The organism is Rhodococcus opacus, from assembly GCF_012396235.1.
In the GTDB taxonomy this organism is placed as follows: domain Bacteria; phylum Actinomycetota; class Actinomycetes; order Mycobacteriales; family Mycobacteriaceae; genus Rhodococcus_F; species Rhodococcus_F opacus.
Genome location: NZ_JAAXPA010000028.1, coordinates 31,346 through 53,160 on the forward strand (window position 1 = coordinate 31,346; position 21,815 = coordinate 53,160).

The following is a 21,815-nucleotide window of genomic DNA, read 5'->3' on the forward strand; positions in this document are numbered from 1 at the left end:
GGAGGTCGCGCTCGTCCGGCCGGTCTCACTTCCGGCCCTCGATTGCGCTGAAGCCGCAGGGCAGGAGCGTACTGCCGGTGAGTTCGAGGCCTGCGCGCTCGTATAGGCGCGCGTAGTCCTGAATCGTTCGCTCCCGGCCGCCCGTCATGACCAGCATGGCGACGTCCACCACATTTCCCCAGACGTATCCGCCATCCTCGCTGATCACCCGCTCCAGGACCAGGATCCTGCCGCCGGGCGCGAGTGCGTTCGCGCAATTGATGAGGACGCGTACCGAGTCGTCGTCGTTCATCGTGTGGAGAACGCTCTTGAGCAGGTGGACGTCGCCCCCGCCAGGCACCTCTGTGAAACCGTCGCCGGGCACAATGCCACACCGCTCATCGACGCCATATTCCCGCAAGGTGTGACCGGCCCTGGCCAGCGAGAACTCCAGGTCGTAAATCGTGCCCCGCAGATGATCGTATTTGCGCAACAGCTGGGCGGTCACGATGCCGTAGCCACCGCCGACATCGACGACGTGCCGATTGTCCGTAAAATCGATCGCTTCCGCGGTCTCGAGACCGGCGCGGATCGAGATCTCGTGCCAGCCCAGATGGAAGCGCTGGGCGGAGTCGGGGTGCTCGGCCAGGTAGTCGAAGAGGGATTTGCCGAAGAACTGGCCGAATCCTGTCTGTCCCGTACGTGCGCATTGGAGCAGCTCGCTCCAGGCCAGGTACGTTTCTGCGCCGGCAAAGAGCTCCACCTCGCTTGCGATCGATTCCGGATTATCCCTGCGCAAGAATTCGGCTCGCGGCGTGAGTGCGCATCTGTCATGCTCGTCCACGGAGAAGATCCCCGCGCTCATGAGTAGGCGGAGGATCCGCTTCAGCGCATCGGGATCAGTGCCGCTTCGTTGGGCGAGGTCGGCAAGCGCCATTGGGCCCCCCGCCAGCAGATCGGCGAGCTCCAGCTCGACGGCTACGAACAAGCAGCTGGATATGTTGTAGCCATGAACCATTTCTTTGACACAGAGACGGTCGGGCTTGTCACGGAAGTCGAAATACATGTGCGCCTTCGAAAGGTCGTGGAGTACAGCAATACGTGGAACTCCCGGACTCCCGGGCGTTCAACCAGCGTGAGGTTTCAGCGCGTCGCGCGATAGATACCCAGGGGCTGGCAACCATCCACCCCCGCCCGCACCACGTAGGTTCAGGTGGTAATCGCAGGGTCCGATTCCGACCCCAGATTTCGCACCAGCCAACGCCCGTCGACGAGATGCATGAGGACCGGGCACACGTACCGGGGATCGTTCGGCTGCCACAGACCGCCCTCCAGCGCCGAGGCGTCGAGTACGTAGAGCGCCTCGACCCCCGGGGCGACCATCCTGGTGGCTGAACCGATTCCCCACGTCGCCGGATCTGGCAGCATCGCCCCGAACGACCGCACATGCACGCGCTCGAAATGCACCCACAGCGGATGATCCGGCGGCCCGGCAAGGGCCGCCTCAACCGCCTCACCATCCCACCGTCAACAGTCATCTGATAGTGGTTGCACACACCCACTTCTGCGCCAGTACCGCCCGGAAGTCGGGATCCACGTTCGGCCATATCGACCGGTTGAGTTCGCCCCGTCCACACACACCGGCATCAGGAATGCCCACGCCGCATTCACCAGATCTGTATGCCCGAGAAACCGCACCAGTTCGGCCGGATCCACCGCACGAAGCTGCCGGTACGTCTGCCGCACCTCGAGCGGCAACGAGTCGATCTGCTCGTCGGTCAGCTGAAGAAGCCGGACGCACGCGTCGAGAACTACCCGACAGGCAGCCACCGGTTGCCCTGCCCCTAGATCAACGGGTCGAGACGAAGCCGTCAGCGGCGTCGCCGGGGTCTGGGGTTTCCTCGTGCGCCATCTCCTCGAACACTTGACCGCGTCGCGCGCGCTCGTGTTGTCGAAAGGCCCGCACGTCCGCCAACTCCACCCGCCGGTGCCTGCCCGGCGACGAGTACGGAATCTTCCCGGCCTCCAGCAACCGCACCAACGTCGGCCGGGAAATGCCCAGCAGTTCCGCGGCCTCCTGCGTCGTCAACACCGTCCGATGCGGCTCCACCGTCACCGCCTGCCCCCGATCCAGAGTCGTGACCGCGTCGACGAGCAGCCTCCGGACACTGTCCGGCAACGGCGCCGAACCCTCCGGAGTCGAGATCGTCACATCATCCTGACCAGCGATAACATACTTCAACGCGGTGAGAAGGTCCCGATCGTCGGCGCCCGGCGGCAACACCGTGTGGTTCATCAGAGCGGCCATACCTCAACCATAAAGCGAAAAAAACGAACACAATCTCCTGCGCAGAGGACGAGGTAGCTCTCAGCCCAGCCCGTCGAGGAATGCCTCGACCACTTTCCGGTACTGCTCCGGTTGGTCGTCGTGGACGAGGTGCCCGGCCCGCTCGATGCGGACGTACTCGGCGCCGGGATGCCGCTCCGCCATGGTCCGCATCTGACCGTCGGGGGTGATCGTGAACTCCCCCTCGATCAGCAGGGCCGGAATCGTGATCGACGCCCACTGGTCCCAGAAGTGCCTGCCGCCCCACTCCTCGGAGATGTCGCGGAACGTGTCGACGTCCCCGTGCAGGTACCAGCCGTCGGCGCGCTTCTCGAAAGAATCCAGGAAGTACTGTCCGGCAACCGGACCGAAGAACTCGAACAGGTCTTCCCGGGTCGCGAACGGCTGCGGCCAGTTCGAGATCATCGCCGCCCAGTCCGCGGCGGTCCGGCCCCGGAAGTCGGGGGCCATGTCTTCGAGCACGAGCGCCGACACCTTCTCGGGGTGTTCGGCCGCCAGGCACCACGCGTGCAGGGCGCCCATCGAATGACCGATCACCACCCACGGCTCGGCGAAAGGCGCGAGTACGGCGGCCAGATCTTCCACGAACGCTTCCGTCGTCAACCGCGACGGTGCGGGCCTGCCGTGACCTGCGGCGTCGAACGTGAAGACGTGGCCGTGCTCGCGCAACCACGGCACGTGCCGACCCCAGGTCCGCGCGCTGCCCATCAGCCCGTGCAACAGCAGAATCGGCTGCCCCGTCCCACCCTCGTCGTGCAACGCACTCTCACCTGCCACCCCTCCGACGCTAGCGGAGTAATCTCGCCCGCATGGCAGTGGTGAAGATCAACGCAATCGAAATCCCCGAGGGCGCAGGCCCCGAACTCGAGAAGCGCTTCGCAGCGCGCGCGCACGCCGTGGAGAACTCCCCCGGCTTCCTCGGATTCCAGCTTCTGCGCCCCGTCAAGGGCGAGAACCGCTACTTCGTCGTCACCCAGTGGGAGAGCGAAGAGGCATTCGCGGCGTGGCGCGACGGTCCGGCCCGGGAAGCACACGCGGGTGAGCAGAAGAAGCCGGTGGCGTCCGGAGCTTCGCTGCTCGAGTTCGAGGTCGTTCTCGACGTCGCGGCAGCGACCAAGGGCTGAGAGACGGGGCCGAGCGGGAGGATTGACACGACGGCCCGCCGGGTGCAAAAGTTCGCAGGACAAAGCGATGGTTCGGCAGGAATCCGGTGCAATCCCGGAGCGGTCGCGCCACTGTAAATCGGAGTAGTCCTTCACGGGAGCCACCTCGACAGCCAGATACTGCGGCCATCGCCTGGACCTAGGGGACGCGAAATCCCAGGAGGAACTATGGCACTCGCCTACGCACCCGGCTCGTCGGTCGACACGACCCGTCTCGCCGTCATCTCTTTCGCGATCGTTCTGTTCGCGATGCTCGCTCTCTACCTCGTTGGCTTCGACCAGGGCGCGATTTCGCGCAGTGGCATGTACATGCATGAACTGATGCACGACGGCCGCCACCTCCTGGGTCTGCCATGCCACTGACCGATTCCTTCGCGAAACTCCTCATCCGCGGCCTGCTGGCCGGCCTGATCGCAGGCATCCTGGCCGGTGGCGTCGCGTTCGTCCTCGGTGAGTCGCACATCGATGCGGCCATCGCGATCGAAGAGTCGAACAGCGCCGCCGAAGCCGAAGTCCACTCGCACGATGCCACTCAGGCGGCCGAGCCGGCCGGGCACTCGCACGACGAGGAAGAGGCACTGGTCAGCCGTGACGGACAGCGCTTCGGGCTGTTCCTCGCCACGTCCCTCGCGGGCCTGGCTCTGGGAGCGATCTTCGCCGTCGTCGCGAATTACGCACGTCGAGTGACGACGCTGTCGGGACCATTGCTCGGTCTGACATTGGCCACATTGGGCTGGTTGGCAATCGAGGCTGTGCCGTTCTTCAAGTACCCCGCCAACCCACCGGCTGTCGGAGACCCCGAAACGATCACTCAGCGCACCTGGCTGTGGCTCGCCGCAGTCGTGCTGGGTCTGCTCGCGGTGGTGGCCTCCGTCTTCGCGGCGAAGGCCGTCGCAGCGCAGGAATTCCTGTCGCTGCGAATCGCGGCGCCGGTTCTCGCCTTCCTCGTGGTGGTGACCATCGGCTACCTCGTGCTGCCCACCGTCAATGAAGTGGGCGACGACTTCCCCGCAGAGCTGCTGTGGCAGTTCCGCCTGTCGTCACTCGCGACGCAGGCCACGTTGTGGCTGGTTCTCGGACTGGCATTCGCGTTCCTCACGGAGCGTGCCACCCGGGCCACGACGCCCGCGTCGGCGAACGTCGCCTGACCCACCTGTCAGGGCGTCAGCGGGACTCGTCCCATCGGGCCGGGTCCGCCTCCAGGGCGGCCCGGTCCCAGCCACCCCGCTCGGCCGCCGCGTCGTACGTGCTGTGCAGGAACTTCAGCAGTGCGGCATCGGGATCGTCTGCGGTTCGGACGGTCTCGTACGGCAGCAGGAACTGTCCGTTCTCCTTGCTGTAGAAGGCTCCGTCGGGCCCGACCGGGTAGTCGGCGAAACCGTCCGGTTCCGGGTAGGCGTACGCGTAGAACGCGCCTTCGACGCCACCACCGGGCCAGAAACCGCAGCTGCTCAGCTCGTGCGAGTAGCCCTCGACCATCACCCAGTCTCCGCAGTTCGGTGCTCCCCCAGGATGAGTCGGTGCGGTTCGCCCGGAGAACCGGGTGCAGGCCAGGTCGAGCGCACCCCAGAAGAAGTGCACGGGACTGACCTTCCCGATGAAATGGGAACGGAACTCGTGCAGGACGCGGTCCGCCTGCACGAGCTGCCGCCAGAACTGGTGCACCGACTCACCGTCGTACGAACAGTGCTGGTTGTCCTCCGCGAACGGGACGGCGGGGTCCACCTCGTTGGGCCGGGCCAGAATCGTCGTCGCCACACCCAGTTCGGCCAGCGTGGCCATCGTCTCCGCATAGAAATCGGCCACCGACTTCGGTTCGAGGGCAACCGTCCCGGTGCCGCCCGTACTCGTGCGGATCACCAGTCGATGGTCGGCGAAGTCGAATTCGATGTCGAAGCAGTCGGTGCCGTACGGGACTGTCGACGTCGTGAGACCGCGGGGGCTCACGTACAGCGGAACCTGCCACCAGTGGTTGATCAACGGTGCGTGGGCCAAGCGGATCTTCCCGACTATCTGCGTCCACATGTGCAGGGTGTCCCGCGTCGACGTCCAGTCGTCCACCTTCAACGCCGGCCATGCATCTCCGGGTCGTGTCTGCTCGCGCAAAGTGCCTCCCTGCCGACGACGTGCCTTTCAATGTGCCCCTCGTCCGGGGTGATGGCAAGCACGTCGCATCGATACCCGGGTAGGGGTGAACTCCACTCCGTGGGGTGATGTGCCGCGACGTCGCCGATACCAGCATGGGGACATGACCACTCGTACTGCACCCTCGGTCCCGCAGACGGTCGAGCGCGCGTACTGGCTGCTCGGACTCGCCCTGTTCGCCGGCGTGGTCGAGGCCATCGCGCACACATCGACGGCATTGGAGGGCCCGGACGCCGACGTCGGCAGCCTCGCCGGACAACTCGCGGTCCGCGTCGTCGTCTACGGCGCGGTGCTGTTCGTCATGACCCGTTTCCGCAGTGGCGGGGCGTGGGCGCGGAACACTCTCGCGATCGGTCTCGGCGTCTTCGGCGTCGCTTCGCTCGTGATGGAGCCGCTCGCCTGGCTGTCCGCCGGCAACGACCCGATGTCCGCCGTCGCGGGTCTGACGCTCGACGCCGCGGTGATCGCGACCGCCCGGCTCACCCATCTCGTGGCGGTGATCGCGGCGGTGGCACTCATGTTCCGGCCCGACGCCAACCGGTACTTCACGCGCCGCTAGTTCACCGGCGCCGCGCCCGCCTGCGTCAGAAGCTGCAGGAACACGTCCTTCGGCTGCGCGCCGGACACGGCGACGCGGCGGTTGGCGACGAAGAACGGCACCGCCGACACCTGCAGTCGACGGGCGGTCTCGAGGTCGGCGCGGACCGCGTCCGCACCGGCATCGGATTCGAGTTCGGCGCGGACGGTGTCGGCGTCGAGCCCGGCCCGCGACGCGATCTCGACGAGCACCTCGCGATCGTCGATCACGGCTCCCGCACCGAAGTGGGCGCGGAACAGTTCCTCTACCACGGCATCTCGCTCGTCGCCCGCCAGGTGGATCAACCGGTGGGCGTCGAAGGTGTTGGCGGCGATCACGGTGTCGAAGTCGAGACTCAGCCCCTCGCCGGCCGCCGTGCGCGCAACGTGTCCGAACATCTGACGGACCTGCTCGGCAGGCATGCCCTTGCTCTCCACCAGGGCGTCGAGTTCGCTGCGCCGCTCCCCCACCGGCGTCTCCGGCGACAGCTGATACGACCGCCACACCACGTTCACCCGGTCGCGCCCCTCGAACTCCGCGAGGGCCGACAGGAAACGGTGCTTGCCGATGTAGCACCAGGGGCAGGCGACGTCGGACCAGATCTCGATCTCGATGTCGCCGTCGGTGTTCTGCTGTGTCGTCACAGTTCAGTGGAACGAATCGCCGGTGCATTCTGTTCCGCCGGGTTCGACACGGTGTTTGTCTTGGTTCGCCGCGCTGCATTTCCGCACGCCGGATTCGACCGAACGGTACGGTGATGGAATCGACACGGCGAGAGTAACGTCGTATCGATCGTGCCGCTGAGCAAGGGGCGCTCGTCGCGATGCCCGGACAATCGACGGCCGACAGTTGCGGAACCCGAACTCCTCCAGGAGTAGCCATGGTTTACGTCTCCTCACCGAGCAAGTCCGTCGAGTCACTCGGAATCGTGCTGATCGCCGTCGGAGTCGTCCTGCTCGCCCTGCTCACCCTCTACCTGGTCGGATTCGACCAGGGTTCGATCTCCCGAAGTGGCATGTACCTGCACGAATTGATGCACGACGGCCGCCATCTCCTGGGAGTTCCCTGTCACTAGTTCCACCACCACCGGAGCACGCGATGAACTCTCCAGCAGATTTCGAAGCACAGGCGAACAGGGTCGCGGAGTACGGCCCGATCCATCACGCAGAGATGGATTCGCCGTATTACCTGTCCAATTCCGCGTTCGACGCGTTGCGACACGTTCTCCACGACGTCGGCGGCCAGGCCGCCCTTCCCGTCAAGTACGAGGAGAAGGTCGAAGAGGACTGGGAGATGAGTACGTACGTGACGTGCGAATGCCTCGGATGGCGCGGTGTGTGGAACTCCGAGGAGCGCCGCCGCGCCGAGAACGACCTGGGCGCAACGCTGTACTTCGGGTTGCCGTACTACGCGCGGTGGATCACGGTGGCCGCCAAGACGCTCATCAACAAGGGCCTGATCACGCCCGACGAACTCTCCGCCAAGATCGACGAGGTCCGGGCCCGGTCGGGTGGCGGGAACGCGACCGGAGGCCGGTCATGACGAAGTTCGAGATCGGCGACCGGGTCACCGTCAAGGACGCGACCTCGATGTTCCACACCCGAACCCAGGCATTCATCCGCGGGCGCACCGGAGTCGTCGTCGAGCACCGCCCGGAGTGGGTGATTCCCGAGGACGAGGCGTGGGGTCGCGTGGAAGACGGCCGGACCGAGCCGTTCTACGTCGTCCGCTTCCGGCAGACCGACCTCTGGCCCCGCTACACCGGATTCGAGATCGACACGTTGGAAACCGAGTGCTCCGAGCGGTGGCTCGAGCCGGCAGGAGAGGCGGACACATGACGCATTCGCACGACGATCACGCCCCGATCCAGGCCTCGGAGGAGGTCAGCGAGTTCGAGATCCTGGAGACCGCCATTCGGGAACTGTCCATCGAACACGGACTGTTCTCCCGGGAGGATCACCGCCGCTTCTCCGAATGGGCCGAATCGGTAGGGCCCTCGGGTGGTTCGAAATTGGTCGCGAAAGCGTGGGTCGACCCGGAATTCAAGAAGCGGCTGCTGGCCGACGGCACCGAAACCTGCAAAGAAGTGGGGATCGACTGGCGCGACCCGACCGGATCGGGCACGCCGAGCGACTACACGTACTTCTACGTGCTGGAGAACACCCCGAAGGTCCACAACGTCATCGTCTGCACGTTGTGTTCGTGCTATCCGCGGCCCGTTCTCGGTATGTCTCCGGACTGGTACCGCACCCCCAACTATCGCCGCCGGTTGGTGCGCTGGCCCCGCGAGGTAATCGCGGAGTTCGGCTTGCACTTCCCGTCGGATGTCGAAGTGCGCGTGCATGATTCGAACCAGAAATCACGGTTCATGGTGATGCCGATGCGCCCCGAGGGAACCGAGGGGTGGAGCGAGGAACAACTGGCGTCGATCGTCACCCGCGACACCATGATCGGTGTTGCCGTCCCACAGGTCGATTGGACTGCGACCACACCACCCTCGGACAACGGAGGAACCGCGCGATGATGACGGACAAGGCATACGACGTCATCCTGAACACGCTGACGCCGGAGACGACCCGCGACGACGTGACGCTGCCGGACCTCGACCGCAAGCCCGACCCGTGGGAATCGAGCATGCAGGCCACCGCGGAATGCCTGTCCTGGCGTGGCGCCTGGGACAATCTCGACAGGCGCCACACCGAGGACCAGCTGGGCGAAACCGTCTACCGCGACTTCCCCGTCCGCTCCCGGTCCGTCGTCGCCACCGCTCACGCGTTGATGGACAAGGGCGTCATCAGCCCAGACGAACTCCAGGCGAAGATGGAGGAAGTGCGGGCACGGTTCAACCGTCGGTAGCCGGCCGCACTCAGGACTCGAGTGCCGCGTCCAGCGTGATCTCGACTCCGGTGAGCGCCTTGCTCACGGGGCACGACTCCTTGGCGGCCTGAGCGGCCTTCGCGAAGCCGTCGGCGTCGAGACCGTCCACCTCGCCGCGGACCGTCAGCTTGATGCCGGTGAGCTTGAAACCCGGGTTGTCCGGTCCGAGTGAGACATCCGCCTTCACCTCGAGGCTCTGCGGGGTGCCGCCTGCCTCTGCGATGAGTGCGGACAGCTGCATCGCGTAGCAGGAGGAATGCGCCGCGGCGATCAGCTCCTCCGGGCTGGTGGTTCCCCCCGCCTCTTCGGCCGCCCGCTTGGGGAACGAGACGTCGAACGTCGCGACACCGGAACTGGTGAGTTCCACCTGGCCGCTTCCCTGTTCGAGCGATCCGTTCCAAGCGGTCCGTGCGGTACGTGTCGGCATGCCACATCCTCTCGTGGTTCTTCGGTTTACGTGTCGAACCTACTCGTACCGGGCGGCCATCCGCAGCGCGCGGGAACGCAGGGCGGCCCGCAGAGCGTCCGGTGCCAGCACTTCCGCGTCCTCACCGAACGCCCACAGAACCCCGCGTGCGTGGGAGTCGTCGCCGAACACCACTTCCAGGCGCACCCGGTCGCCGTCGACCGACTGCTCGGATCGGACGGCATAGGCACGCTCCACCAGGTCGTCGCGACGCTCACGGTGCACGAGAACATCGGCGACCACCGGTGTCCCGCGCGCCCGGAACGCCGAACGGCGACGCTCCCAGATCGCGGCGAGGTCGATGTCGGCCGATCTCTGCGCCGGCTCGTCGAGTTCACGGACGTCCTCGATCCGCTCGAGCCGGTACGTCCGGTCGCGGCCGGCGTCCGTCGCCACCAGATACCACCGTCCCGCCGCATGGATGAGGCCCTGCGGGTCGATGACGCGCCACACCACATCGTTGCCCCGCGACGGGTAGAGGATGCTCAGCCGCCGGCCCACGAACACCGCCTGCTGGATCAGCCCGAGGTGATCGTCGACCGGTTCCGGATCGGACAGCCACGTTCCCTGGGTGACGAACACCCGCTCCGCCACCTTCGTCGCCGCGGCCCGGTGCGCGTCCGGCATCGCCGCCACCACCTTGCGCATCGCCGACGCGAACGCCGGCGCCATGCCCAGTGATTCCGACATCACCGCCGAGCCGGCCGCCAGCAGGGCCTTGGCCTCGTCGACAGTCAGGCCTGTGAGGTCGGTGGTGAATCCCGGCAGCAACCCGAAGCCGCCGTCACGGCCGCGTTCGGCGTACACAGGTATCCCCGCCGTCGACAATGCGTCGATGTCCCGCAGCACGGTGCGCGGGGACACCTCGAGTTCGCGGGCCAGCGCCGACGCCGACATTCGCCCGCGGTTGCGGAGCAGGAGGACGAGCGAGAGCAGGCGGTCGGCGCGCATGGGAAAAGTCTGTCAGAAATACATGACAGAAGATGTCATGTTTTGCGGCGATAGTTGCCTCATGACGAACACGACAGATCCCCGGCCCCTGTACCTCGAAGCCCTCACCTGGACGACCGGCCTCATCGAGAAAGTCCGCGAGGACCAGCTGACGGCATCCACTCCGTGCGCCGACTTCGACGTCCGCACCCTGCTCGGCCACCTGGTCGCCACCGTGGAGCGTGCGCGCGTGATCGGTGAGGGCGGTGACCCGAGCACCGTTCCGCTCGTCGTCACCGACTACCCCGGCGACGGCTACGCGGACGCCTACCGGTCCGCCACGGACCGCGTGTGGTCCGTCTGGACCGACGACAGCCGGCTCGACGCGACGGTGACGGCGCCGTGGGGCACGGTCCCCGGCCGTGCCGCCATCTGGGGCTACATCAACGAGACCCTCGTGCACGGATGGGACCTGGCCGTCGCCACCAGCCAACCCTCCGAAACCCGCCCGGAGCTCGCCGAGGCCATGCTCGCCGTCGCACGGCACGCGATCCCGGCGGATACGCGCGGCGGGCACGTGCCGTTCGCGGACGTGGTCGAGCCGCACCCCACCGCCGGTCCCACCGAGCGCCTCGCCAACTGGTCGGGACGCAAGAGCATCTGACCCCGCACACACGAACGGGCCGCCGGTGGAAACCACCGGCGGCCCGTTGTCGTTCGACTACTGCCTTGTCTACTCCGAGTCTGCTGCGCCCGACTTGGCCAGGTCGACCGGAACCTCGTCGGGGACCGTGACCGGCTTCGTCTCGCCGCGGAACGTGAACTTCGCGTCCTCGCCCGCGCCTTCGCCGTCCCAGTTCTCGACGTCGACGTACACGATCTGACCGGGGCCGACCTCGCCGAAGAGAATCTTCTCCGACAGCTGGTCCTCGATCTCGCGCTGGATGGTGCGACGCAGCGGCCGCGCACCCAGGACCGGATCGAAGCCACGCTTGGCCAGCAGCGACTTGGCCTTGTCGGTGACCTCCATCGTCATGTCCTTGTTCTTCAAGGCCACCTCGACGCGTGCCACCATCAGGTCCACCATCTGAACGATCTGCTCGGTGGTGAGCTGGTGGAACACGACGATGTCGTCGATGCGGTTGAGGAACTCGGGACGGAAGTGCTTCTTCAGCTCGTCGTGGACCTTGAGCTTCATCCGCTCGTAGTTCGACTCGTCGCCCTTACCGGACGTGAAGCCGAGACCCACAGCCTTGGAGATGTCCGAGGTACCGAGGTTCGAGGTGAAGATGAGCACCGTGTTCTTGAAGTCCACGGTCCGGCCCTGACCGTCGGTGAGACGGCCGTCTTCGAGCACCTGCAGGAGCGTGTTGTAGATCTCCTGGTGTGCCTTCTCGATCTCATCGAACAGCACCACGCTGAACGGCTTGCGGCGCACCTTCTCGGTGAGCTGGCCGCCCTCTTCGTAGCCGACGTAGCCGGGAGGGGCACCGAACAGCCGCGACGCCGTGAAGCGGTCGTGGAACTCACCCATGTCGATCTGGATGAGAGCGTCGTCCTCACCGAACAGGAAGTTGGCGAGCGACTTGGCCAGCTCGGTCTTACCGACACCGGACGGGCCGGCGAAGATGAACGAACCGGACGGACGCTTCGGGTCCTTCAGGCCGGCACGGGTACGACGGATCGCCTTGGCGACAGCCTTGACCGCGTCTTCCTGACCGATGATCCGCTTGTGCAGCTCCTCCTCCATGCGGAGCAGACGCGTGGTCTCCTCCTCGGTGAGCTTGAACACGGGGATGCCGGTCCAGTTACCCAGGACCTCGGCGATCTGCTCGTCGTCGACCTCGGCGATGACGTCCAGGTCACCGGAACGCCACTGCTTCTCCCGCTCCGCACGCTGAGCGACGAGGGTCTTCTCCTTGTCGCGCAGGTTCGCGGCCTTCTCGAAGTCCTGCGCGTCGATCGCGGACTCCTTCTCGCGGCGGGCGTCGGCGATCTTGTCGTCGAACTCGCGGAGGTCCGGCGGTGCGGTCATCCGGCGGATGCGCATCCGGGCTCCGGCCTCGTCGATGAGGTCGATGGCCTTGTCCGGCAGGAAGCGGTCGTTGATGTAGCGATCGGCCAGGGTGGCCGCGGCGACGAGTGCACCGTCCGTGATGGACACGCGGTGGTGCGCCTCGTAACGGTCGCGAAGGCCCTTGAGGATCTCGATGGTGTGTTCCACCGTCGGCTCGCCGACCTGCACCGGCTGGAAGCGGCGCTCGAGTGCGGCGTCCTTCTCGATGTACTTGCGGTACTCGTCGAGGGTGGTGGCACCGATGGTCTGCAGCTCACCGCGGGCGAGCTTCGGCTTGAGGATCGAGGCCGCGTCGATGGCGCCCTCGGCCGCGCCTGCACCCACGAGGGTGTGCAGCTCGTCGATGAACAGGATGATGTCGCCGCGGGTGTTGATCTCCTTGAGGACCTTCTTCAGGCGCTCTTCGAAGTCACCGCGGTAACGGCTGCCGGCCACGAGCGACCCGAGGTCGAGCGTGTACAGCTGCTTGTCCTTGAGCGTCTCGGGGACCTCGCCGTTGACGATGGCCTGAGCGAGACCCTCGACGACGGCGGTCTTACCGACACCGGGCTCGCCGATCAGCACCGGGTTGTTCTTGGTACGGCGCGACAGCACCTGCATGACGCGCTCGATTTCCTTCGAGCGGCCGATAACGGGGTCGAGCTTGCCTTCGAGGGCGGCCTGGGTGAGGTTGCGACCGAACTGGTCGAGCACCAGCGACGTGGACGGGGTGCCCGCCTCGCCGCGAGTGCCGCCGGCCTCGGCCGGCTCCTTGCCCTGGTAGCCGGAGAGCAGCTGGATCACCTGCTGACGCACCCGATTGAGGTCGGCACCGAGCTTGACCAGCACCTGCGCTGCGACGCCTTCACCCTCGCGGATGAGGCCGAGCAGGATGTGCTCCGTACCGATGTAGTTGTGTCCGAGCTGCAGTGCCTCGCGCAGGCTGAGCTCCAGGACTTTTTTGGCACGCGGGGTGAAGGGGATGTGGCCGGACGGGGCCTGCTGGCCCTGGCCGATGATCTCCTCGACCTGGCTGCGCACTCCTTCGAGGGAGATGCCCAACGACTCCAGCGACTTGGCAGCGACACCTTCGCCCTCGTGAATGAGGCCGAGCAGGATGTGCTCCGTACCGATGTAGTTGTGGTTGAGCATCCTGGCTTCTTCTTGAGCCAGGACAACAACGCGCCGTGCGCGATCGGTGAACCTCTCGAACATCGCTCTCCCTCACACTTTCCGACGTGCAGTCACGAGACCGGGTGTCTCGTCCCTGTTCGCCGCGTTTCGCTCCGGCACTACAAGCAGATCGCCAGCGCCTGCTCCGAGGGCCGAAGCCCCGAACCGACGAAGGTTCCACGACCCCAGCTATTACTCTAGTTGGCTGCCGATCGACCTGCTGCCCCTCCACCCCATTAGATGGACGAGCAGGCCTGCTTACCCGTATTTAACGCCCCAGCTCCGGCAATCGTTTCCCGTTCGCTGTACGCCTGGAGCGAACAGGCTCCGCGATGCCGATGTGGACCACCATTTCGTAGCCGCCGGGACTGGCTCGAATGGACACTTCTTTCCAGTTGTTCACCATCCAGACGTACCTGGACGGGACCCTGCGGGTACGTCGTGACCGTGGTGTCGCAGAAATGCGACAACCTCTTGCCCGCGAAGTTCGCGACCCGTTCCCCGAAGGAAGCGAGACCTGCGTGTCCGGACAGGGTATGTCGATGAGCTGTGAGTTCGCCACCCATACCTTTCCGCCGGCGTCGGCCGCCGTTACCCAGCGGGTTGCTCAAGACTCCCCCGGTAACCGGCTACGAGGCGAGAAAGGGCTACCCCGCGACGGGGGCGACGAAACGGCACGGCACGTCGCGCGGGTGGGCGGGATCGAGCGCGTTGAGCACGAATCCGGCGGCCCGTGCCGAACCGGCGACGGCGACGTGGTCGGAGTAGTCCTGCTCGCAATCGTCCTGGACGACGATGTTCGTGGTGTTCGGACCCGGCTCGATGCCGCTCGTGTACGGGACGACCAGTTCGTCGTAGCGGGTGGCGATATTCGTGTACTCGATGCCGGGAACGTAGACCCCGTCCGCCCGCATGCGGTCGATGAACGCGGACCCCTGGAACATCTCGGGGCAGGCCCCACAGACGGGGAAACCTGCCGCCACCTCGTCGTCGATGCCGAGCGCCCGCATGGACCGCCCGACGCTGATCTGATCGTTGCCGTACGTTCCGTGCCACGGCGGTGCCAGTGACACGATCTTCGAGACCTTGTCTGCGCCGCCGAAGAACTTCACGTAGTTGTTCGCCTGCAGGGTGCCCTGGGAATGTCCGACGAGATCGACTTTCGAGGCCCCCGTGCTCGACAGCACCTGATCGACGAACGTGGCGATCTGAGCGGTGCCGGTGTCGATGGGAGTCATCCCGCCGATCGCATCGAGCGGCCACGGCAGTTCGGGGAAGTTGCCGTAGGTGAGGGAATACACGCAGTAGCCCTCGTTGGCGAGAAGCGGCGCGTATACCGCCCAGTTGGTCTGGCGTGCGCCTCCCGTCCCGTGGACGAGGACCACCGGTTCGGGATGCGCGTCACTCGGCACGCAGGACCAGTCGTTCGAACCCGGGGCCGAACCGCCCGGATTTCCCAATTCGAGGGGCACTCCGGCGAGGAAGGAATCCGGCACCGGATAGGTAGGCGCTGCGGACGCCACCCCGGACCACATCACGAACGCCAGGAACAGAATCACTGAAACGGTCACGCAGCGCCGCACAGCTACCCCCCGAACTTCCCGATTAACGGATCAGTGCGGGACGGTAACAGTCCAGGTCACGTCGCGGAGCGAATCAGCGAATTCGGTCCCCAGCTAACTTTCAGTTCGCCTTGTTGTAGGCGTCGATAATTTCCGCGGAGATACGCCCGCGCGCAGAAACCTTTTTGTTGTTCTTGCGCGCCCATTCCCGGATAGCGGCGCTCTGTTCCCGATCGACCGAAACTCGGGACTTGGTGGCGGCCGGAGCCGCCACGGTCTTGCCGCGCTTGCGCGAGCTCACCTTGCGCGCGTGGGAAACCCACACGTCGAGCTGCTCGCGCAATTTCGCCGCATTCTCCGAGGAAAGGTCGATCTCGTACTGAACACCGTCGAGTCCGAACTCGACCGTCTCGTCGGCAGACGCCTCTTGATCGACATCGTCGATCAGGGTGACAGTGACCTTCTTAGCCATGGGATGAAATTCCTCTCGAATGAAGCGACGTCTCATCGTCAACGTGAGCTACGACCCGGAGATAACCATACCCCTGTTCTTCCGATTCGGAATACGAGGAATGGATCGAATTTATCCGCGCGAATTCACCCTGGTGAATCAGCGAGTGGAAGGACGAACAATGGGAAAGAGGATTGTTTCGCGGATTCCCAATCCCGTCAAAGCCATGAGCAGACGGTCGATTCCCATTCCGGTACCGGTAGTCGGCGGCATTCCCTGCTCCATTGCGGCGAGGAATTCTTCGTCGAGGGCCATCGCCTCGTCGTCGCCGGCCGACGCGAGACGCGCCTGATCGACGAACCGCTCACGCTGGATGACCGGATCGACCAATTCCGAATAGCCCGTGGCCAACTCGAACCCGCGGATGTAGAGGTCCCACTTCTCGGTCACCCCGGCCTTGCTGCGGTGGTCACGAGTCAGCGGCGACGTCTCGACCGGGAAATCACGGACGAACGTCGGCTCGAACAACTGGTCGCCGCACTGGTGCTCCCACAGTTCCTCGACGAGCTTTCCGTGCCCGTACCCCTTGTCCTTGGGGACCTCCAGGCCTACCTTCTCGGCGAGCGCCAGTAATTCCTCGACGGTGCTATACGGAGTGACCTCGACACCGATCGCCTGCGACAGCGACGGGTACATCTCGAGGGTCTTCCATTCACCACTGAAGTCGTATTCGGTGCCGTCGGCGAGAGTGACGACCTGCGAACCGAAAGCGGCCTGCGCCACTTCCTGGACGAGTTCGCGGATCATGACGGCGGAATCGTCGTACGTGCCGTACGCCTCGTACGTCTCGAGCATCGCGAATTCCGGCGAGTGCGTCGAGTCGACACCCTCGTTGCGGAAATTCCGGTTGATCTCGAAGACCTTCTCGATACCGCCGACGACGCACCGCTTCAGGAACAGTTCGGGCGCGATACGGAGGTAGAGATCGATATCGAGGGCATTGGAACGCGTGATGAAGGGACGGGCCGCCGCGCCACCCGCCACCGTCTGCAGCATCGGCGTCTCGACCTCGAGGAACCCGCGACGCTCGAGCGCGTTCCGGAGCTCACGGACGACAGCCACCCGCTTACGCGCATTCTCCCGCGCCTCGGAGCGCACGATCAGATCGGCGTAGCGCTGCCGGACCCGCGACTCCTCGTTCATCTCCTTGTGCGCAACCGGCAGCGGCCGGAGCGACTTGGACGCGATCTGCCACGAATCGGCCATGACGCTCAGCTCACCGCGACGCGAACTGATCACCTCACCGTGCACGAACACGAAGTCACCGAGGTCGACATCGGCCTTCCACGAGGCCAGAGCGTCCTCCCCGACCGCGGCGAGACTGATCATCGCCTGCAGCTGGGTTCCGTCGCCTTCCTGCAGCGTCGCGAAGCACAACTTGCCCGTGTTGCGCACGAAGATCACCCGGCCGACGACGCCGACCTGGTCACCGGTGGCCGTGTCGGGCTCGAGTTCCGGGTACTTGGCCCGGATCTCCGCCAGCGAGTGGGTGCGCGCCACCGACACCGGGTACGCCTCGCGTCCCTCCGCGAGGATGCGCTCACGCTTCTCCTGGCGGATCCGAAGCTGCTCGGGGGTGTCGTCGACTGGCTGGGCTGCTACTTCACTCACGGGTCACCAGCCTAATCGACGCCCGCGCGTGCCCCTATTCAGAGGTCAGTGAGTTCAGAGGTCAGTGAGCCGAGACGGTGGCCAGCTCCCGCACGCAGTGCTGCGTGGCGATGAGGGAGCCCAGCAGTCCCGCCGCCTTGATCGCCTTGTACCCGCCGACGAGATCGGTCGCCTTGTGCAGACCCAGCTGCTGCAGCGCCGCCGCGGCGAGACTCGACGTGTAGCCCTCGGAGCAGACGATGATCCACTCGACGTCGTGGTCCACTGCCAGCGCCAGGTGCGCCGAGCTGGTGGGATCGCAACGCCACTCGAGAACGTTGCGTTCGATCGCGAGCGCACCGGGAAGCGTTCCCTCGATCGCTCGCTGCGCCTGCGGGCGGATGTCCACCACGATCGCGCCGCGCGCCACGGCCTCGGGCAGCTCGAATGCGTACATGCGGTCGATCTGGGTGCGGGCCTCTTCGAGCATCTGGTCGATGTTCACTTCGAACCACCCTCGGGGAGATCGGTGAGCTCGGTCCGGGTACGGCGCAGCGTGCCGTGGTCGGTGACCTCGTAATAGGACATGGCCGACAGCGGCGGCGAGTAGGCGTGCACGCTCAGCGTCGGCGTCACCACCTCCGCCCCCGGTGCGTCCGGCGCCCGCACGACGTCGTGAACCCAGCCGAGCGGGAACGAGGCCTGATCGCCTGCCTCGAGAGTGCGGTGACGCAGACGGTCACCCGCCCAACGGAACTCGGACAACGCGCCGCTGAGAACGGTGAGCGCGCCGAAAGAGCCTGCGTGGTCGTGCAATTCGGTGTTCAGGTCGGGAACCCAGCTGATCAGCCAGACGTCGACGTCGTCGTCCGAGTAGAGCCGGGTCGACCAGCGCTCGTGGGTGGGCCAGCTCTGCGGGAGCAGGACGTCGTGGCGGCCGTCGAGGACCTCGGAAGCACCCTGGTCGGTGATGCGCAGCAGGTCAGCCGGGCGAAGACGGGTGGGTACAGATGCAGAAGAATACGTTGCGAGCACGAGAGAGACTCCCAGAAGTGTGAATTGGTCAAGGCAGCGTTCAGCCTCGACAACACTCCTGAGCACTCGTGCAGAGATTCACGGGGACCATTCTGACATAACTTCCGCGAAGAGGGAACCCATCACTCGAGCGGGCTGCGACGCGCCCCCCGGCGAGCCTGATTCCGCTCGTAGACCAGGCGCAGCCCTTCGAGCGTGAGATCCGGTTCGTGCTCGTCGACGGTTTCCGTCTCGGGCATGATCAGCGGCGCGCGGTCACCGGTCGCGATCACCACCACGTCGGAACCGGAGAAGGCGGGCAGTTCCTTGCGCACGCGGCGGACCAGCCCGTCGACGAGCCCGGCGAAACCGAACACCGCACCCGACTGCATGCACTCGACGGTATTCTTGCCGACGACGGAGCGGGGCCGCACCAGTTCGACCTTGCGCAGAGCCGCCGACTGCGACGCGAGTGCGTCCGAGGAGATCTCGAGGCCCGGCGCGATGGCGCCGCCGAGGAACTCGCCCTTGGCGGACACGACGTCGACGCACGTGGACGTCCCGAAGTCGACCACGATGCACGGTGCGTCGTAGAGGTGATGCGCCGCAAGACTGTTCACGATCCGGTCGGCGCCCACCTCCTTGGGGTTGTCGACGAGCAGCGGAACACCGGTTCGCACCCCGGGTTCCACCAGCACGTGCGGAACGTGCCCCCAGTACCGCGTCAGCATCACGCGGATCTCCCGCAGCACCGACGGCACCGTCGACAGCGCGGATACACCGGTGATCTGATCGGTGTGCGCGCCGAGGAGCCCCCGGAAGATCAGGGCCAGCTCGTCGGCCGTCATCCTCGCGTCGGTGCGCATCCGCCAGTCCTGCACCAACTTCGAGTTTTCACCGGTACCGGTGAACAGACCGAGAACGATGTTCGTGTTCCGGACGTCGACGGTGAGGAGCATGGGTTACACCAAACTGGATTCGCGCTCGGCGTCGAGCGTCGACAGCATGCGCGGGGTGATGAGACCGGAGCCCTCCGGCGCGTGCGCCGGGTCGGCACCGAGCTCGATCGGCGAGTTGGCGGCGTCGACGAACACGACGCGCGGCTCGTAGTCGCGCACCTCCTGCTCGTTCATGACGCCGTAGGCGATGAGGATGACGAGGTCGCCGGGCTTGACCAGATGCGCTGCCGCACCGTTGATCCCGATGACGCCACTTCCCCGCTCGCCGGCGATCACATAGGTTTCGAGCCGCGCGCCGTTGTCGATGTCGACGATGCACACCTGCTCGCCCTCGAGGAGGTCGGCGGCGTCCATCAGATCCTGGTCGACCGTCACCGAGCCCACGTAGTGCAGGTCGGCGTGTGTGACGGTGGCGCGGTGGATCTTCGACTTCATCATGGTGCGAAACATGTTCCGGTCCTTACTCTTCTAGCGGGAAAGAAGTTCTGTGGCCGCGCCCGACGGTGGTTCGGCGTCGCGTTCGAGGAAACCGGTGCCGACGGCGACACCGACGTTGTCGATCAATCGGGTGGTTCCGAGCTTGGCGGCGACGAGCAGCCGGCCGTCGCCTCGTTCGGGGGCGGGGCCGAGATCGACGCCCCGCACTTCGAGGTAGTCGACCTCCACCTCCGGGACGGAGGCCAGCACCTCGCGCGCGGTGGCCAGGATCGCCTCGGCGCCACCGGCCGCGGCGTGGGCGCCGGCGATGAGCGCCGCGGACAGTGCCGTCGCCGCGGTGCGCTGCGCCTCGTCGAGGTAGCGGTTGCGCGAGGACAGTGCCAGCCCGTCGTGTTCACGCACCGTGGGCACGCCGAAGATCCGGACGTCGAAGTTCAGGTCGGTCACCATCTGCCGGATCAGCGTCAGCTGCTGGTAGTCCTTCTCGCCGAAATACGCGACGTTCGGCGCCGCGATCTGCAGCAGCTTGGCGACGACGGTGAGCATGCCCGCGAAGTGCGTCGGCCGGGACGCGCCCTCCAGCTCGGCACCCAGCGGTCCGGGATGGATCGTGGTCCGCGGTCCTGTCGGGTACATGGTGGCTGCGGTGGGCACGAACGCCAGCTCGACTCCGGCCTCGCGCAGCAGTTCGAGATCGGCGTCGAGGGTGCGCGGGTAGGCGTCGAGGTCTTCACCGGCACCGAACTGCAACGGGTTGACGAAGATCGAGACGATCACCACCGCACCGGTGAGCTTGGCCTGCCGCACCAGTTCCAGGTGACCCGTGTGGAGGGCTCCCATCGTCGGCACGAGCGCGACCTGGCGGCCGACACCGCGGAGCGCCTTCGAGACCCGGGTCAGCACGTTCGGGTCGTGGTGCACGGTCAGTTCGCCGCGCTTGTATCCGCCCTGCAGATCGCTCACGGAACTCACCTCCGGTCTTCCAGGATTTCCAGCAGTTCAGGTGTCGCGCCGGCGCGTTGCGCCGACCTCAGAGACAGGGCACGGTAGCCGGCCGCGATCCGCGGATCGACCTCTTCGAGTACCCGCAGATGCGTGGCAACCGCTTCCGAATCGCCCCGCGCGACCGGCCCGGTCAGTGCCGACGGCCCGCGCCGCAGGGCGTTGTCGAGCGCCGCGGAGAGCAGCGGCTGGAGGACTCGTTCGGCCAGGCCGTTCGGATCGTCGCCGATCAGCTCCTGGCCGAGCAGTTCCTGGCCTTCGAGGGCGACGCGCAGCGCGGCCACGGCGTCGACGACGAGCGTCACCAGGTGGTTGCTGCCGTGCGCGAGGGCGGCGTGGTATAGCGGTCGCATGTCCTCGCGGACCCGGACGGGCTCGCCGCCGATCTCGAGGACCAGCGACTGTGCGATCGCGTAACCGATGTCGTCGGCGGCAGTGATGCCGAAACAGGCGGACGCGAGACGGACGGTGTCCTCGTCGTGCCCGGTGAACGTCATTGCGGGGTGAATCGCGAGCGGAACGACGCCCTGCTCGGTGAGGGGGTCGAGGATCCCGATGCCGTTCGCGCCGGAGGTGTGCGCCACGATCGCGCGACTCGGCACCGCACGGGTGGAGGCCAACCCCGCGATCAGTGACGGCAGTTCGGCGTCGGGGACGGCGAGAATGAGCAGCTCGGAGCGGGCCGCGACCTCGGCCACCGGCAGAATCTCGGTCTCGGGGAGCCGGGTCCGTGCCCGGTGACGTGAAGCGTCGGAGACAGCCGAGCAGGCGACGACGACGTGACCCGCCCGCTCCAACGCGGCACCGATTGCTGTACCGACCCGGCCGGCGGAGACGATTCCTACCGTCAACCTCGCAGGCGCAGGGCCATTAGTGATCCCGAAAGAGGTCACCTTCGTCCTCTCGTTCGTTCCAGTCCCGCTCGGCGGGTACCAGACGTTCCAGGGTGAGGATAGCCCGGCTCGAACGCACCCCGCCATGCGCCGGCAGAGTGATATATGCCTCACACGATGCGGGTTGATCCTC

Annotated in this window: 29 protein-coding genes and 1 riboswitch; of the genes, 11 read left to right on the forward strand and 18 right to left on the reverse strand. The window is 66.0% G+C overall.

The window, feature by feature from the left end:
- Positions 1-25: 25 nt before the first annotated feature.
- The gene (locus HGB39_RS29195) at positions 26-1,045 is read right to left on the reverse strand and encodes a methyltransferase (protein WP_005262179.1); all 1,020 of its coding nucleotides are present in this window, start codon (positions 1,043-1,045) and stop codon (positions 26-28) included.
- A gap of 143 nt (positions 1,046-1,188) precedes the next feature.
- Entirely contained in the window at positions 1,189-1,446 is a 258-nt protein-coding gene (locus HGB39_RS29200; RefSeq protein WP_120659835.1) for a hypothetical protein, read from the reverse strand.
- A gap of 213 nt (positions 1,447-1,659) precedes the next feature.
- Between HGB39_RS29200 and HGB39_RS29205 the strand changes: the two genes are divergently transcribed.
- Positions 1,660-1,827 carry a hypothetical protein gene (locus tag HGB39_RS29205; protein ID WP_155755962.1) on the forward strand — a complete coding sequence of 56 codons (168 nt, stop codon included), beginning with the start codon at positions 1,660-1,662 and terminating at the stop codon, positions 1,825-1,827.
- 1 nt (position 1,828) lies between these two features.
- Here the strand turns inward: HGB39_RS29205 and HGB39_RS29210 are convergent, their stop codons facing one another.
- Positions 1,829-2,287: a helix-turn-helix domain-containing protein gene (locus tag HGB39_RS29210; RefSeq protein WP_005573485.1), complete on the reverse strand. Its 459-nt coding sequence runs from the start codon at positions 2,285-2,287 to the stop codon at positions 1,829-1,831.
- A 60-nt stretch (positions 2,288-2,347) separates the two neighbouring features.
- Positions 2,348-3,103: an alpha/beta fold hydrolase gene (locus tag HGB39_RS29215; RefSeq protein WP_005573486.1), complete on the reverse strand. Its 756-nt coding sequence runs from the start codon at positions 3,101-3,103 to the stop codon at positions 2,348-2,350.
- A gap of 32 nt (positions 3,104-3,135) precedes the next feature.
- On the opposite strand from HGB39_RS29215, the gene HGB39_RS29220 reads away from it, so the two are divergent.
- The 3 genes from HGB39_RS29220 (at position 3,136) to HGB39_RS29230 (ending at position 4,637) form a co-directional block, all read left to right on the forward strand.
- Positions 3,136-3,450: an antibiotic biosynthesis monooxygenase family protein gene (locus HGB39_RS29220; protein WP_005573487.1), complete on the forward strand. Its 315-nt coding sequence runs from the start codon at positions 3,136-3,138 to the stop codon at positions 3,448-3,450.
- Between the two features lie 51 nt (positions 3,451-3,501).
- Positions 3,502-3,634, forward strand: a riboswitch (cobalamin riboswitch).
- A gap of 23 nt (positions 3,635-3,657) precedes the next feature.
- Positions 3,658-3,852 (forward strand): CbtB domain-containing protein, encoded by a 195-nt coding sequence (locus HGB39_RS29225; protein ID WP_005244930.1) that lies wholly within the window; start codon positions 3,658-3,660, stop codon positions 3,850-3,852.
- The gene (locus HGB39_RS29230) at positions 3,843-4,637 is read left to right on the forward strand and encodes a CbtA family protein (RefSeq protein WP_005262174.1); all 795 of its coding nucleotides are present in this window, start codon (positions 3,843-3,845) and stop codon (positions 4,635-4,637) included. The genes HGB39_RS29225 and HGB39_RS29230 overlap by 10 nt, the downstream gene beginning before the upstream one ends.
- Before the next feature lie 16 nt (positions 4,638-4,653).
- On the opposite strand, the gene HGB39_RS29235 is transcribed toward HGB39_RS29230, so the two are convergent.
- Complete coding sequence (locus HGB39_RS29235; protein ID WP_043793480.1) at positions 4,654-5,595, reverse strand: DUF5996 family protein; 942 nt, start codon at positions 5,593-5,595, stop codon at positions 4,654-4,656.
- Between the two features lie 142 nt (positions 5,596-5,737).
- On the opposite strand from HGB39_RS29235, the gene HGB39_RS29240 reads away from it, so the two are divergent.
- Positions 5,738-6,193, forward strand: coding sequence for a hypothetical protein (locus tag HGB39_RS29240; RefSeq protein ID WP_005573489.1), 456 nt, complete (start codon positions 5,738-5,740; stop codon positions 6,191-6,193).
- Here HGB39_RS29240 and HGB39_RS29245 read toward each other — a convergent pair.
- Positions 6,190-6,855 (reverse strand): DsbA family oxidoreductase, encoded by a 666-nt coding sequence (locus tag HGB39_RS29245; RefSeq protein ID WP_005573490.1) that lies wholly within the window; start codon positions 6,853-6,855, stop codon positions 6,190-6,192. The genes HGB39_RS29240 and HGB39_RS29245 overlap by 4 nt on opposite strands.
- A gap of 236 nt (positions 6,856-7,091) precedes the next feature.
- Here HGB39_RS29245 and HGB39_RS29250 point away from each other — a divergent pair, with 236 nt between their 5' ends.
- From HGB39_RS29250 to HGB39_RS29270, 5 genes are read left to right on the forward strand one after another with little or no spacing between them, the layout of a single operon-like run.
- The gene (locus HGB39_RS29250) at positions 7,092-7,286 is read left to right on the forward strand and encodes a CbtB domain-containing protein (RefSeq protein WP_005573491.1); all 195 of its coding nucleotides are present in this window, start codon (positions 7,092-7,094) and stop codon (positions 7,284-7,286) included.
- A 23-nt stretch (positions 7,287-7,309) separates the two neighbouring features.
- On the forward strand, positions 7,310-7,753 hold the full coding sequence (locus HGB39_RS39670) for an SH3-like domain-containing protein (RefSeq protein ID WP_005573492.1): 444 nt from the start codon (positions 7,310-7,312) through the stop codon (positions 7,751-7,753).
- Positions 7,750-8,049, forward strand: coding sequence for an SH3-like domain-containing protein (locus HGB39_RS39675; protein WP_005262167.1), 300 nt, complete (start codon positions 7,750-7,752; stop codon positions 8,047-8,049). Before HGB39_RS39670 ends, HGB39_RS39675 begins: the two co-directional genes overlap by 4 nt.
- Entirely contained in the window at positions 8,046-8,735 is a 690-nt protein-coding gene (gene scnC, locus HGB39_RS29265; protein WP_005244945.1) for a thiocyanate hydrolase subunit gamma, read from the forward strand. Before HGB39_RS39675 ends, scnC begins: the two co-directional genes overlap by 4 nt.
- Complete coding sequence (locus HGB39_RS29270) at positions 8,732-9,067, forward strand: SH3-like domain-containing protein (protein ID WP_043793481.1); 336 nt, start codon at positions 8,732-8,734, stop codon at positions 9,065-9,067. The genes scnC and HGB39_RS29270 overlap by 4 nt, the downstream gene beginning before the upstream one ends.
- A gap of 10 nt (positions 9,068-9,077) precedes the next feature.
- Here the strand turns inward: HGB39_RS29270 and HGB39_RS29275 are convergent, their stop codons facing one another.
- Together HGB39_RS29275 and HGB39_RS29280 are read right to left on the reverse strand one after the other, a co-directional pair.
- Positions 9,078-9,515 (reverse strand): OsmC family protein, encoded by a 438-nt coding sequence (locus HGB39_RS29275; protein WP_005244949.1) that lies wholly within the window; start codon positions 9,513-9,515, stop codon positions 9,078-9,080.
- A gap of 39 nt (positions 9,516-9,554) precedes the next feature.
- On the reverse strand, positions 9,555-10,505 hold the full coding sequence (locus tag HGB39_RS29280) for a helix-turn-helix transcriptional regulator (RefSeq protein ID WP_005573494.1): 951 nt from the start codon (positions 10,503-10,505) through the stop codon (positions 9,555-9,557).
- Positions 10,506-10,566: 61 nt separating this feature from the next.
- Between HGB39_RS29280 and HGB39_RS29285 the strand changes: the two genes are divergently transcribed.
- Entirely contained in the window at positions 10,567-11,148 is a 582-nt protein-coding gene (locus HGB39_RS29285; protein ID WP_064079914.1) for a TIGR03086 family metal-binding protein, read from the forward strand.
- Between the two features lie 69 nt (positions 11,149-11,217).
- On the opposite strand, the gene HGB39_RS29290 is transcribed toward HGB39_RS29285, so the two are convergent.
- The 10 genes from HGB39_RS29290 to HGB39_RS29335 all read right to left on the reverse strand — a co-directional run bounded on the left by HGB39_RS29290 (position 11,218) and on the right by HGB39_RS29335 (position 21,682).
- On the reverse strand, positions 11,218-13,755 hold the full coding sequence (locus tag HGB39_RS29290) for an ATP-dependent Clp protease ATP-binding subunit (protein WP_005244954.1): 2,538 nt from the start codon (positions 13,753-13,755) through the stop codon (positions 11,218-11,220).
- 605 nt (positions 13,756-14,360) lie between these two features.
- On the reverse strand, positions 14,361-15,296 hold the full coding sequence (locus tag HGB39_RS29295) for an esterase/lipase family protein (RefSeq protein ID WP_043794042.1): 936 nt from the start codon (positions 15,294-15,296) through the stop codon (positions 14,361-14,363).
- A gap of 100 nt (positions 15,297-15,396) precedes the next feature.
- Positions 15,397-15,747, reverse strand: coding sequence for a histone-like nucleoid-structuring protein Lsr2 (locus HGB39_RS29300; RefSeq protein WP_005262159.1), 351 nt, complete (start codon positions 15,745-15,747; stop codon positions 15,397-15,399).
- 138 nt (positions 15,748-15,885) lie between these two features.
- Positions 15,886-17,397, reverse strand: a complete 1,512-nt coding sequence (gene lysS / locus HGB39_RS29305) for a lysine--tRNA ligase (protein WP_005262157.1) — start codon at positions 17,395-17,397, stop codon at positions 15,886-15,888.
- A 61-nt stretch (positions 17,398-17,458) separates the two neighbouring features.
- Entirely contained in the window at positions 17,459-17,881 is a 423-nt protein-coding gene (locus HGB39_RS29310) for a rhodanese-like domain-containing protein (RefSeq protein WP_005244960.1), read from the reverse strand.
- Complete coding sequence (locus tag HGB39_RS29315) at positions 17,878-18,411, reverse strand: cupin domain-containing protein (protein WP_005574778.1); 534 nt, start codon at positions 18,409-18,411, stop codon at positions 17,878-17,880. The genes HGB39_RS29310 and HGB39_RS29315 overlap by 4 nt, the downstream gene beginning before the upstream one ends.
- Before the next feature lie 122 nt (positions 18,412-18,533).
- Positions 18,534-19,349 (reverse strand): type III pantothenate kinase, encoded by an 816-nt coding sequence (locus tag HGB39_RS29320; RefSeq protein ID WP_005574776.1) that lies wholly within the window; start codon positions 19,347-19,349, stop codon positions 18,534-18,536.
- 3 nt (positions 19,350-19,352) lie between these two features.
- Entirely contained in the window at positions 19,353-19,799 is a 447-nt protein-coding gene (panD, locus tag HGB39_RS29325; RefSeq protein WP_005262154.1) for an aspartate 1-decarboxylase, read from the reverse strand.
- A gap of 18 nt (positions 19,800-19,817) precedes the next feature.
- Complete coding sequence (gene panC, locus HGB39_RS29330) at positions 19,818-20,750, reverse strand: pantoate--beta-alanine ligase (protein ID WP_043794050.1); 933 nt, start codon at positions 20,748-20,750, stop codon at positions 19,818-19,820.
- Positions 20,751-20,755: 5 nt separating this feature from the next.
- A complete protein-coding gene (locus HGB39_RS29335) occupies positions 20,756-21,682 on the reverse strand; it encodes a Rossmann-like and DUF2520 domain-containing protein (protein ID WP_037242324.1) in 927 nt (308 codons plus the stop codon).
- Positions 21,683-21,815: the final 133 nt, after the last annotated feature.